Origin of the sequence: Wukongibacter baidiensis, assembly GCF_050888315.1 — a bacterium.
Classification (GTDB): domain Bacteria; phylum Bacillota; class Clostridia; order Peptostreptococcales; family Caminicellaceae; genus Wukongibacter; species Wukongibacter baidiensis.
Genome location: NZ_CP138202.1, coordinates 2,035,996 through 2,048,928, shown reverse-complemented (window position 1 = coordinate 2,048,928; position 12,933 = coordinate 2,035,996). Strand labels below are relative to the sequence as shown.

The window sequence follows — 12,933 nt, the reverse complement described above, 5'->3', positions numbered from 1 at the left end:
AAAGTATGAATCAAAATGAAATGATAGAAAAAATAATAAGAGAAGTTATGATATCAATGGGAAACAGCGAGGTTAAAAGTGAGAAGTTAGTACAATGTAACTCCACGATGGATGCAAAGAAGGATTATCCATTAGCTGAAAAAAGACCGGAGCTAGTTAAGACTCCGACAAACAGAAAGTTAGAGGATATAACCCTTGAGGCAGTTCTTAGTGGAAGCATAACGGCTAATGATGTGAGAATAGCACCTGAAACCCTAGAACTTCAGGCACAAATATCTGAATCAGTTGGAAAGGACGCCTTTGCAAGAAATCTAAGAAGGGCAGCTGAGCTTATAGCAGTGCCCGATGATAGGATTCTTGAAATATACAATGCCTTAAGACCATATCGTTCTACTAAGCAAGAACTTTTAGATATAGCTGAGGAACTTGAAAGCAAATATGATGCAAGAATAAACGGTGCATTTGTTAGAGAAGCTGCTCAGGTTTATGATGAAAGAAATAGGTTGAAAAGAGATTAATCCACACCCCTGGCAAATTTCAATATTATGTCGTTTGTCAGGGGGCACATGTAATTTAGACTGGAACATAAGGCTAGCCAGGAGGTAAAGCTATGAGATTAATTGCTGGAATAGATATAGGTAATGCCACTACAGAAACAGCATTGGCTAGACTGAACGAAAAGAATGAAATTGAATTCCTATCCAGTGGCATAGTTAAAACATCAGGTATAAAGGGAACAAGGGAAAATATTCATGGAGTGTTTTCATCGTTGAAGAGGGCCTTAGATAAAGCAGGTTATCAGACAAAGGATCTGGACCTGATAAGAATAAATGAGGCGGCTCCAGTTATTGGAGATGTAGCCATGGAAACAATTACAGAAACCATCATTACAGAATCCACTATGATCGGCCATAATCCTTCGACTCCTGGTGGGATTGGCCTTGGTGTGGGATACACAACTTCAATAAATCATCTTGGCAATGTGCCGAAAGATAAGCCGATAATTGTTCTGATATCAAAGGAAATAGACTTTAGTGATGCTGCATCAATAATAAATAAAGCTGTAGAAAGTGGAGTAAATATTCAGGGGGCAATAGTCCAAAAGGATGACGGAGTGTTAATAAACAACAGGCTGGATAAGCCAATACCAATTGTCGATGAAGTAACCTTACTAGACAAAGTGCCCTTGGGTATGAGAGCTGCCATAGAGGTAGCTCACGTTGGTGGAGTTGTAGAAATACTATCGAACCCATATGGTATAGCGACAGTATTTGAACTAAGTCCAGAGGAGACAAAGATGATAGTTCCCATTGCCAGGGCCTTGATCGGAAACAGATCGGCGGTTGTTATAAAGACACCAAAGGGTGATGTTAAGGAGAGAAGGATACCGGCTGGAAAGATTCATATTATGGGAGAAAAAAGAAAAAAAGTTGTAGATATAGACGATGGCTCACAGACCATAATGAAGGTATTAAGCACCTGCGCACCCATAGCGGATATAAAGGGTGAAGCAGGAACCAATGCAGGCGGGATGCTTGAAAGAGTTAGACAGGTCATGTCGGACCTGACAAAGCAGAATCCTTCATCTATAAAAATACAGGACCTTCTTGCTGTAGACACATTTGTACCTCAGGTAGTAAAGGGAGGTCTTGCTGGAGAGTTTTCTATGGAAAACGCAGTAGGTATTGCAGCTATGGTTAAGGCAGATAAGCTGCAAATGCAGATGATAGCCGATGAGCTGAAAAAAGAGATGGAAGTAGCAGTAGAGGTAGGGGGAGTGGAGGCAGATATGGCCATAAGGGGTGCCCTTACAACTCCTGGTAGTAATACACCTCTTGCAATAATTGATATGGGTGCTGGATCTACAGATGCGTCCTTTATAAGCAGAGATAGAAAAATAAGCTCCATACATTTAGCAGGAGCTGGAAATATGGTTACTATGCTTATCAATTCGGAGCTAGGACTTGAAGACTTTGATCTAGCTGAAGATATAAAGAAGTATCCACTTGCAAAGGTTGAGAGTCTTTTCCACATAAGGCATGAAGATGGCTCAGTGCAGTTCTTTGAAAGTCCCCTTGATCCAAAGGTATTTGCAAGGGTGATCATATTAAAGGAAGAAACTATGGTTCCTATCCCAGGGCAAAATTCCCTTGAGAAAATTAAGTTTATTAGAAGAACTGCTAAGGAAAAGGTATTTGTAACTAATGCCATCAGAGCATTAACTATGGTGTGTCCTACTGGAAACATAAGGGATATAGAATATGTCGTGTTAGTAGGAGGTTCAGCCTTAGATTTTGAGATTCCACAACTAGTTACAGATTCACTATCGCAATATGGTGTTGTGGCAGGTAGAGCTAATATCAGAGGTAGTGAAGGTCCTAGAAATGCTGTGGCAACGGGATTAGTATTGGGATATAAAGAAGAGGTAGATAAGATATGAAGGAAAATAAGCCTACAATAAAAATTTATTACTCTTCAAATATCAAGGATATTAGATATTTTTCTAATTTATTATGGGGAATCGAAGAAGAAGGAATTCCCTATGAGTTAGAGATGATGGATGGGGATTCGGATATAGATTTAAGTTATAAAGCTGCCCAGGATTCAAGATTAGATGTAGGACTTGGAATTAGCTACGAAGGTTTTGTCTCATTACACTATGTAAAGCTTAATAAAGACAGACCCTTATTTAAAATAAATACAAAGCTTGAAGGAACTAAGCTGAGGGCATTGGGTTCAAATACTGCTAGGCTTGTAAAGGGAATGCCCCTTAAAAATCTGGAGGATAATGTCCATGACATTAGCAATGGAGAAATAACAAGAAGGGAAGAAAATTTAGAAATCAAAACTATTATAGAAGAGATCATTAGAAAGATGGGAATCAGATAAAACCCATGAAGGGAGGTGCTCTCCTTGTCAAAACTTGCTCTAGGAATTATCGAGACCATAGGTCTTGCCGCTGCCGTAGAAGCTGGAGATACAGCAGTAAAATCCGCCAATGTTAATCTCATTGGATATGAATTAAGTAAGGGTGGAGGTATGGTAACGGTTAAGATTGAGGGATATGTAGGTGCTGTTAAAGCCGCTGTTGAAGCAGGGGTAATGGCAGCTGAGAAGGTTAGTAAGGTATGGAGTAAACAGGTTATACCAAGACCACATAGTGATTTAGAGAAGATGATAATAACTGAGGAAACCGTTGGGTTATTAAAAGAAAAGGAAGAAGAATCTAAAGAGGCTAATTCAATAGAAAAGCAGCAGGAAGCAGAGAAAGCTGAAAATATAGAAGAGACTCAGATACAAGAAGAATCGGAGTCTAAGGAAATAGTAAAAGATGAAGCTATAGAAGCCACAGATGATTCTGAAGCTATAAAGAAGCCTATTCTAGAAGAACAAAGTAAAGAGAAGGCAGTTTCTGAAGCCGTTGTTATAAAGCTGGAAAACGAGAGTATAGAGAAAGAACATAAAAAGCCTACAGAGATATGCAATTTATGTGGAGATCCAAAATGCCCTAGAAAGAAGGGTGAACCTAGAAAGCTGTGTATTAATTATGAACAAGAAAAAAGGAGGACTAGTCAATGAGTGATGCATTAGGAATGATAGAAACTAAAGGGTTAGTAGGTGCAATCGAAGCGGCCGATGCTATGGTTAAGTCAGCTAACGTAACACTATTGGGATATGAGAAGATAGGTTCTGGTTTAGTGACTGTAATGGTAAGAGGAGATGTTGGAGCCGTTAAAGCAGCAACCGATGCAGGAGCTACAGCCGCTGATAAGGTTGGAGAATTAGTTTCTGTTCACGTTATAGCTAGACCACATATGGATACAGAGAAAATATTACCAAAGGTAGATGCTGAGTAGTATCTATAAAAAGGAGATATTCCTATGGGTGAAATTAATCAAGAAATAATAAGGAAAATAACGATTGAGGTTTTAAAGAGATTAGCTGAGGGAAATGATGAAGAATCTATACCCATTGGGGTTTCAAATAGACATATACATCTCAGCCAAGAGGATCTTGAAATACTATTTGGTCAAGGTTATAAGCTTACAAAGTTAAAGGATTTAAAGCAGCCAGGACAATTTGCTGCTGAGGAAAAGGTAACAGTAATTGGGCCAAAAGGTAAGTTTGAAAATGTAAGGATTCTTGGCCCTACTAGAGCTAAGACACAAATAGAAATATCTTTAACTGATGGCTTTAAGCTAGGAATAAAGCCGCCGGTGAGAGAGTCGGGGAAGATAGAAGATACTCCTGGTATAACAATAAAAGGACCTAAAGGATCAATACAAAAATATAGAGGCGTGATTGCAGCTCTAAGACATATACATATGCCTAAGGAATACGCAGAAAAATATGGGCTTGAAGATAATTCTATGGTTAATGTTGTGGCTGATGGAGTTAGAAAAGTAGCTTTCTATAATGTCCTTATAAGGATATCGGAGAAGTATGCCTTAGAGATGCACATAGATACAGATGAGGCAAATGCAGCTGGACTATCAAACGGTGATAAAGTAAAAATAATCAGAGATTAAAGGGGAATCTCATATGAATCTTGGAAATGTAAATGAATATATCGAAAGCTTTAATAGGCTTATAGCAGAAAAGAAATCTAATAAATATGAAAATGATTTAAAGGTTGGAGTAGATCTGGGAACGGCTAATATTGTACTTTCAGTTGTAGATCAAAAAGGAAATCCTGTTGCTGGAGCATCATATCCGGCTTCCGTTGTTAAGGATGGGTTAGTTGTTGACTATGTAGGGGCTGTTCAGATTGTGAGAAACCTTAAAAAGCAGGTTGAAGATACATTAGATATTACCCTAAGATATGCAGCAACTGCAATCCCACCGGGGACAGTAGGCGGTAACGTAAAGGCAATAGCAAATGTCGTAGAATCAGCAGATATGGATGTTATAAAGGTTATAGATGAGCCAACAGCAGCGGCATCTGTATTAGGGATAACAGATGGTGCAGTGGTAGATGTTGGCGGTGGTACCACAGGAATAAGTATCTTAAAAGATGGAGAAGTAATATATACAGCGGATGAGCCAACGGGAGGAACCCATATGAGTTTGGTATTAGCCGGTAATTATAAGACCACCTTTGAAGAAGCAGAGAAAATAAAGAAAGATTCTAAGAGAGAAAGAGAGATATTCCCCATTGTTAGACCAGTTGTTGAAAAAATGGCATCTATCGTTAAAAGGCATGTAAGCGGATATGATGTAGAAAAGATATATGTTGTAGGGGGGGCTTGCAGCTTTTCAGAATTTGAGAAGGTATTTTATAAGGAGATTGGGATAGAAACCCTAAAGCCTGCAAGACCTCTTTTGGTTACGCCCTTAGGTATAGCACTGAACTGTACAAAGTGAGGTGGAAGAATTGAACTTTGATCAAATGATCAATCTGGTAGTAGAAGAAGTCCTTAAGAGGTTAAAAAGTCCATCAAAGAAGGCATTAGTAGTATTTACAGGGGAATCAATAGGATTTAATGAATCGATCCTACAGTTGAAGAGGCTACTTGATAATAATTGGAAGCTAACGGTGGTCTTATCAAGGAGTGCTGAGATAGTATTAACTCAGGGATTAATTAAGGATAGTTTAGGAATAGGCGAGGTTTATCTAGAAACTGAGGAAGGTGATATAAATAAGCTCTACAATGACGTAGATTTATTGATATTACCTACCTTGACCTTAAACTCTGCAGTTAAAATAGCACTTGGTATATCAGACACTCTAGCCACAAATATTGTATCAAGTGCAATAATGAAGGGAATCCGGATTGTTGCAGTCAAAGATGCCTGCGACTTGGAAAATCCCATAAGACTTAGTTTAGGCTATAACAGAGCACCTCTCCCATACATTGGCAGAATGAAGGATTATATAAAGATAATGAAAGAATATGGAATAGAAATAGTTAGATCCCAGGAGCTATTTGATTTCATAATGGGGAAGGAAAGCACTGCCAAGAAGGACTATGGAAGTCCTTCTACTAAGTCTCAGTTATCTTTAGATAAAAGGGTTATTACTAGAGAAGATGTAATCAATGCCAGTCAAAAGAATCGAAGTATTATTGTTGGGAAAAAAGCTGTTATTACTGCACTTGCCAATGAAGCGGCTGGGGAAACAGGAGTCAAGATAATAAGAAATCCGTAGAGGGTGATTTAGAGTATGTATATAGCAAAGATAGTAGGGATGGTTATTTCTACAAGTAAGGACGAAAATCTTGTAGGTAAAAAGATATTGATAGTTCAGCCTGTAAATACAAAGTATGAACCATCTGGGAACACAGAAGTAGCAGTTGATTGCGTTGGGGCAGGTGCTGGAGAATATGTACTTGTGACGACAGGTAGTTCTGCTAGAAATGTCTTTGAAAATTCAAAATCACCTATAGACAGAGCTATTGTTGCAATAATAGACAACATACAAGTAAGCCCTTAAAGGAAGTGAAGATATGGGTAAGGTTTATACTAAGACCGGAGATAAAGGAGAAACCGGCTTGTTTGGAGGAAGTAGAATTTCAAAGGATGATCTTAGAGTAGATTGCTATGGAACCGTCGATGAGGTGATATCGATCATTGGTGTTGCATATTCGATTATAGATAATATGGAAATCAAAGAGATATTAAGGTATATTCAAAAAAAGTTATTTTCTATAGGGGCAGAGCTAGCCAGCGATGAAAAGGGGTATGGGCTTTTAAAAGATAAAGTAGCCGAGGAAGACGTAACTTATCTAGAAAATTTAATTGATAAGTATTTAGAAAAAGTGGGACCTCAAAAAAGCTTTATTATTCCAGGTAAGACAACGACGTCGGCCACATTGCATGTTGCTAGGACTACAGTAAGAAGAGCCGAAAGAAAGATTACTAAATTAGCTAAGGAAGCTAGTATTAGTAATTCACTTATAAAGTATATCAATAGGTTGTCTGATGTTTTATTTATTCTTGCAAGGGTAGAAGAGGAAAAAACATTTATGGATGAGGTAAAGGGTAGAGTTATGGAGCGATTGAAAATGATTTCAAACAAGAATATATTAACACTTGGTCTTGCAAAAAAGATGGCGAGGGCAGCGGAAGAAAAGGCAAACTCTATTGGTGTTTCCATTGTATACTCTATTGCCGATTTAGGTGGTAATCTAATCCTTTTACATAAAATGGAGGATGCACTTTTGGCAAGTACAGATATATCAATAAATAAGGCATATACATCAGTAGCACTGAAAATGCCAACGGATAAGGTGGCTGACCTAGTGCAGCCAGGCTCAGAACTATATGGAATACAGTGGACTAATAATAACAGGATAGTGACCTTTGGTGGAGGATATCCATTAAAGGCAAGCGACAAAATTATAGGTGGAATAGGTGTGAGCGGAGGAACAGTAGAGCAGGATATGGAGATCGCATTACATTCCTTAAGAGTATTTGAGCTGGAAAGGGGAATCTAGGATGAGCATAGGAATGAGTCAAATAGAAGAAATAATAAAAAAAGTAATGATTGAGATTAGTGAAGAATCCAAAACTAAAAACCCTGCATCTCAAAATAGGCTAGGAATTTTTGATGACATGAATGATGCTATTGAAGCAGCGTGGATAGCAAAGCAGGAGTTTACAAAATACAGTCTAGAGGATAGAGCTAAGATTATTGAAAGTATTAAACAAGAAATAGACAAAAACATAGAAGTCATATCTAAAATGGCCGCAGAAGAAACAGGCATGGGAAGATATGAACATAAGGTGCTAAAAAATAAACTAGTTATTGAGAAAACTCCAGGGGTTGAAGATTTAAAATCCGAGGTATTTTCCGGTGACGGAGGATTGACACTAATAGAACTATCTCCCTTTGGCGTAATAGGAGCTATAGCACCGTCAACTAATCCTACTGAAACTATTATTTGTAATTCAATAGGTATGATAGCTGCAGGTAACTCTGTAGTGTTTGGATCACATCCAGGTGCTAAGGATGTATCGGTTAAAACCGTTGAGATTATTAATGAAGCCATAGAAAAGGCAAAGGGTCCTAAAAACTTAATCACTACCATAAGAAAGCCTACTATAGAAAAGGCACAGATACTTATGAACCATGAAAAAATAAATATGATATGTGCCACTGGTGGACCGGGAGTTGTAAAAGCTGCCATGTCAACTGGTAAGAAAGCAATTGGCGCTGGAGCAGGTAATCCACCGGTAGTTGTAGATTCGACGGCAGATATTGAAAAGGCTGCTAGGGATATTATTAATGGATGTAGCTTTGATAACAATTTACCCTGTATTGCAGAGAAGGAAGTAATTGCAGAGGATAGAATAGCAGACTACCTAATATTTTGTATGAAAAAGAATAATGCCTATGAAATCAAGGATGATGGGCTGCTTAAAAAGCTTGAAAAATTAGTTTTAGATGAAAAGGGTGGCCCTGATAGAGATTTTATTGGGAAAAATGCAGATTATATCCTAAAACGTATAGGTGTAGACTCTGATGAAAGTGTAAAGGCAATAATAGTTGAGGTTAATAGAGACCATCCATTTGTAGTAGAAGAACTAATGATGCCAGTGCTTCCAATAGTAAGGGTTAAGAATATTGACGAAGCAATAGAATTAGCTGTTAAAGTAGAACACAGAAATAGACATACAGCAATCATGCACTCAAAGAATATAGATAACCTAACTAGGCTTGCTAGGGCAATTCAAACAACTATATTTGTTAAGAATGGACCGTCCTATGCAGGTATAGGATATGGAGCAGAGGGATATACAACCTTTACAATTGCAGGGCCTACTGGTGAAGGCTTAACATCTGCAAAGACCTTTACGAGAAAGAGAAGATGTGTTTTAGTGGAAGGATTCTCAATTAAATAGAGTTGAGGGTGACAATATGGAAAATAAATTACTAGAAGCTGTGAAAAGTGCAGGAATTGTAGGGGCTGGAGGAGCTGGGTTTCCAACCCATGTAAAATTAAATGCCAAAGCAGAGTATATCGTTGTTAACGGTGCTGAATGTGAACCTTTGCTTAGGGTTGACCAACAGCTTATGGCCCTTAAAACAAGGGAAATATTAGAGGTTTTAAATAGAATAGTTAAGGAAACAGGGGCTAAGAAAGGAATAGTAGCCCTTAAGGGGAAATACAAGGATGCATTAGAAAGCCTAGATAAATACATTCATCAGTATGAGAGCCTAGATATATTTAAGCTAGGGAATTTTTATCCTGCAGGAGACGAGCAGGTTACAGTTTACGAAGTACTAAAGAGGATAGTACCCGAGGGAGGAATCCCCCTTGGAGTAGATGTAATCGTCATAAATGTTGAAACTCTACTAAATGTATATAATGCTTTAAAAGGTGTTCCTGTTACAGAAAAGTATCTAACTGTAACTGGAGCAGTAAAAAAGCCTGTAACTGTAAGGGTTCCAATCGGAATAACCATAGCTCAGGCCATAGATTTAGCTGGTGGAGCTTTGGTAGAAGATTTTCAAGTTATTGATGGTGGTCCTATGATGGGCAAGGTTATAGATGACATAGAGAATCCAGTTACAAAAACAACAAAGGGTTTAATAGTATTGCCTGAGGAACACCCTCTAATTAAGTCAAAGTATAAAAGTATAAAGCGTATGCTAAAGGAGGCCAGGACTGCCTGCTGTCATTGCTCACTATGTGCAGAGGTTTGCCCAAGGAATCTTCTAGGACATAAGCTACATCCCGACAAAATAATGAGAACAGCAAGCTATGGAAGTACCTGCGATCCAAATACTTCTATAACCGAAGCCTTTCTATGCTGTGAATGTGGACTTTGTGAGCAGGCATGTATTATGGGATTACAGCCTTGGAAACTGAACAAACTTCTCAAGTCTCAAATGAGTCAACAGGGTATAAAGAATGATAATAATAGGAAGCCTGTGGAGACGAACCCATTTAGAGAATATAGAAAGTTTCCAGTGAAAAAGCTAGTGGCTCGTTTAGGACTTGAAAAGTATGATGTTGAGGCTCCACTACAAGAAGAGATTACAAAGGAATTTAAAACAGTTAAAGTAAATAGAAGACAGCATATTGGAGCCAGTGCTGAACCTATTGTTAAGGTAGGAGATAAGGTTACTAGAGGTCAACTGATACTAGAAGTTCCAGGTGATAGATTAGGAGCTAAGATACATTCGAGTATCGATGGATGGATTGAAGAAATTCAAGACGACTATGTCGTAATCAGTAATTATCAATAAGTAGATAAATAATTAAGGGGGTAGTGTAATGTTAACTATAGAAGCTTTATTAGCTGCATTTGGTGGTGGATTATTTGGTGCGGCGTTAGGAGCCTTACCCGCATTTATTTTTACCGGATTTGTAGGATTAATTGGAGTTGCAATAATCGGCAGTGGAGGAACGGTAGATATATTAGGACAAGTTGCATTTGGAACATTACTTGGACCACATATAGCCTTTGCTGGCGGAGTAGCTGCAGCTGGATATGCGGCAAATAAGAAGAAAGCTCTAGGATCAGGAACCGACATACTTTCACCACTAATGAAGACGAATGATGCTATGATTTTAATCGTAGGTGGGGTATTTGGTATGCTAGGCTATGTAATTAACTATCTCTATTCTGGAGTATTAGCACTGCAAACCGATACCGTTGCTATGACAGTATTTACATCGGGGTTAATTGCAAGACTTGTATTTGGATCGACAGGAATCTTTGGGAAATACGAGGCGGAAAAGATAGATGGTGGAGCCAATGGCGAATCAGTAGTGGCAAAGAGAAGATTTATTCCTGACTCTAAGTCCCTATCTACCACCATAGTATTGTCCTTGGGACTTGGACTTGTAATTTCATATGTTGTAGATATAACTCAAATAGGAGCATTGGGTTTTTGTATTAGTGCTGCATCATTAATCTTTGCCCAAACGGGCTTTTCTATTCCAACGACTCACCATATTACATTAATTGCAGGGGTAGCTACTATAGCTACGGGAAATATTTTTGTCGGAGCTATATTTGCAATAATATCTGGGGTTCTGTGTGACATAGTTGGATTGACCTTTAACAGCTATAATGATACCCATATTGATCCACCGGCAACTGCAATATTCATAGTAACCTTTATAATATTTATGTTTACTTAAATCTGTCTTTTATGAAAAGAGGCGATAAAAATGAAGAATGCTATTGGACTAGTAGAATTTAAAAGTATAGCAAAGGGAATAGAGGCAACAGATGAGATGATGAAATCAGCAAATGTTGAACTTTTACTATCAACGCCTTTATGTCCTGGGAAATATATATCATTAATATGTGGAGATGTTGGGGCTATAAAGAATGCAGTTAAAGTTGGTAAGAATGTAGGTGGTATATTTACAATCGATGATTATGTAATACCAAATGTACATAGGGATGTGTTTCCAGCACTTACAGCAACCACGGAGATAGATAAAATAACTTCCCTTGGAGTTGTTGAAACTATGTCTGCAGTTACGGCTGTTGTAGTAGGAGACATAGCTGTTAAGTCTGCCAATATTCAATTATTAGAAATAAGAGTAGCGCGGGGTCTAGGAGGAAAGGGCTTTGTGCTTATTACAGGAGAGATTTCATCTGTTAAGTCGGCAGTAAAGACTTGCTTAAATAAGCTACAGGATACAGGGGAGATTGTATGTACATCTGTTATAGCTTCACCTAATAAAGAGTTGGTGTCAAAGATAATTTAGAAAGCGATAGAGATGAAATAATCAAACCCATCGTATTGAGTTCTGGTGCGGGGAGTTGTGATATTTCCTAGGTTTGACTAAGAGTCTATTAGCTCCTTAATTTGCATAAGGATTAATTTATAGATGTACAAAAAAAATTATCATGGAAGAGGTGGATAAAATGACAAATATTATTATTTCACCAAATAAATATATTCAGGGAAATGGAGAACTAGGAAATATATCTAGCCATGTTGAGTTTTTGGGAAAGTCATTCTTCGTTATTATAAGTGAATCTGGATTTAAGAGGGTTGGAAGCTTAATCCAGAAAAGCTTTGAAGGAAGTGATATGAGGTTAGAATTTGCAGTATTCAATGGAGAATGCTCAAGAAACGAGATCGATAGATTAAGAGAGTTATGTAGATCAAATAAATGTGGTGTAGTTGTTGGAATAGGTGGAGGAAAAATATTGGATACAGCTAAGGCTGTAGCTTACTACGAAGAAATCCCAGTAGTTATAGCTTCTACCATAGCTTCTACCGATGCACCTTGTAGTGCACTGTCTGTTATATATACCGATGAGGGTGTATTTAGTGAATACTTAGTGCTACCAAAGAACCCTGATCTCGTATTAGTTGACACCGATATTGTAGCAAAGGCTCCTGTAAGACTACTTGTAGCAGGTATGGGAGATGCCCTAGCTACTTACTTTGAAGCAAGAGCTGCATCGTCAGCAAATGCAAACAACATGCCTGGGGGAAGCTCAACAAAGGCGGCATTGGCTCTAGCTAAGCTTTGTTATGATACTCTTTTAGAGGATGGTCTAAAGGCTAAACTGGCTGTAGAAAACAAGGTATCAACAAAGGCCGTAGAAAATATAATTGAAGCTAATACTTATCTCAGTGGTATAGGCTTTGAAAGTGGAGGTCTTGCGGCAGCCCATGCAATTCATAATGGATTTACTGTATTAGAGGAGTGCCATCATTTATATCATGGTGAAAAAGTAGCTTTTGGGACCATAGTTCAATTAGTCCTCGAAAATAGTCCACTAGAAGAGATAGGTGAGGTTATAGACTTTTGTATTGAAGTAGGTCTTCCTGTTACCTTAAAAGAACTGGGAATCGAGGAAGTTAATCATCAAGATATTATGAAGGTAGCTGAGGCAGCATGTGTAGAGGGAGAGACTATTCATAATATGCCATTCAAAGTAACTGCCAAGGATGTTTACGCTGCAATACTTACTACTGATGCTTTAGGTAGAGAATATAAATAGAAGTTT

At 38.1% G+C, this 12,933-nt stretch carries 15 protein-coding genes; all 15 read left to right on the top strand.

The genetic code is table 11. The annotated features are described in order from the left end of the window. Positions 1–5 precede the first annotated feature (5 nt). Positions 6–518 carry a diol dehydratase small subunit gene (locus R9X47_RS09260; RefSeq protein WP_432666516.1) on the top strand — a complete coding sequence of 171 codons (513 nt, stop codon included), beginning with the start codon at positions 6–8 and terminating at the stop codon, positions 516–518. A 92-nt stretch (positions 519–610) separates the two neighbouring features. Further along, positions 611–2,440: a diol dehydratase reactivase subunit alpha gene (locus R9X47_RS09255; RefSeq protein WP_432666515.1), complete on the top strand. Its 1,830-nt coding sequence runs from the start codon at positions 611–613 to the stop codon at positions 2,438–2,440. Next, on the top strand, positions 2,437–2,889 hold the full coding sequence (locus tag R9X47_RS09250) for a glycerol dehydratase reactivase beta/small subunit family protein (protein ID WP_432666514.1): 453 nt from the start codon (positions 2,437–2,439) through the stop codon (positions 2,887–2,889). Before R9X47_RS09255 ends, R9X47_RS09250 begins: the two co-directional genes overlap by 4 nt. A 15-nt stretch (positions 2,890–2,904) precedes the next feature. Then, positions 2,905–3,579 (top strand): BMC domain-containing protein, encoded by a 675-nt coding sequence (locus R9X47_RS09245; protein WP_432666513.1) that lies wholly within the window; start codon positions 2,905–2,907, stop codon positions 3,577–3,579. Beyond that, positions 3,576–3,857, top strand: coding sequence for a propanediol utilization microcompartment protein PduA (gene pduA / locus R9X47_RS09240; RefSeq protein ID WP_432403193.1), 282 nt, complete (start codon positions 3,576–3,578; stop codon positions 3,855–3,857). Before R9X47_RS09245 ends, pduA begins: the two co-directional genes overlap by 4 nt. A 24-nt stretch (positions 3,858–3,881) precedes the next feature. Beyond that, entirely contained in the window at positions 3,882–4,529 is a 648-nt protein-coding gene (pduL, locus tag R9X47_RS09235; protein ID WP_432666512.1) for a phosphate propanoyltransferase, read from the top strand. A gap of 13 nt (positions 4,530–4,542) precedes the next feature. Further along, positions 4,543–5,364, top strand: coding sequence for an ethanolamine utilization protein EutJ (gene eutJ / locus R9X47_RS09230; protein WP_432666511.1), 822 nt, complete (start codon positions 4,543–4,545; stop codon positions 5,362–5,364). Positions 5,365–5,374: 10 nt separating this feature from the next. After that, positions 5,375–6,148, top strand: coding sequence for a flavoprotein (locus tag R9X47_RS09225; protein ID WP_432666510.1), 774 nt, complete (start codon positions 5,375–5,377; stop codon positions 6,146–6,148). 15 nt (positions 6,149–6,163) lie between these two features. Continuing rightward, positions 6,164–6,433, top strand: coding sequence for a EutN/CcmL family microcompartment protein (locus tag R9X47_RS09220; RefSeq protein WP_432666509.1), 270 nt, complete (start codon positions 6,164–6,166; stop codon positions 6,431–6,433). A 13-nt stretch (positions 6,434–6,446) separates the two neighbouring features. Beyond that, on the top strand, positions 6,447–7,436 hold the full coding sequence (locus R9X47_RS09215; protein WP_432666508.1) for a cob(I)yrinic acid a,c-diamide adenosyltransferase: 990 nt from the start codon (positions 6,447–6,449) through the stop codon (positions 7,434–7,436). Between the two features lies 1 nt (position 7,437). Next, positions 7,438–8,844, top strand: coding sequence for an aldehyde dehydrogenase family protein (locus R9X47_RS09210; protein ID WP_432666507.1), 1,407 nt, complete (start codon positions 7,438–7,440; stop codon positions 8,842–8,844). Positions 8,845–8,860: 16 nt separating this feature from the next. Continuing rightward, positions 8,861–10,195: a 4Fe-4S dicluster domain-containing protein gene (locus R9X47_RS09205; protein WP_432666506.1), complete on the top strand. Its 1,335-nt coding sequence runs from the start codon at positions 8,861–8,863 to the stop codon at positions 10,193–10,195. A 28-nt stretch (positions 10,196–10,223) separates the two neighbouring features. Next, positions 10,224–11,096: a hypothetical protein gene (locus R9X47_RS09200; protein WP_432666505.1), complete on the top strand. Its 873-nt coding sequence runs from the start codon at positions 10,224–10,226 to the stop codon at positions 11,094–11,096. 30 nt (positions 11,097–11,126) lie between these two features. After that, on the top strand, positions 11,127–11,675 hold the full coding sequence (locus R9X47_RS09195) for a BMC domain-containing protein (protein ID WP_432666504.1): 549 nt from the start codon (positions 11,127–11,129) through the stop codon (positions 11,673–11,675). 160 nt (positions 11,676–11,835) lie between these two features. Continuing rightward, on the top strand, positions 11,836–12,927 hold the full coding sequence (locus R9X47_RS09190; protein WP_432666503.1) for a glycerol dehydrogenase: 1,092 nt from the start codon (positions 11,836–11,838) through the stop codon (positions 12,925–12,927). The last annotated feature ends 6 nt before the right edge of the window (positions 12,928–12,933 follow it).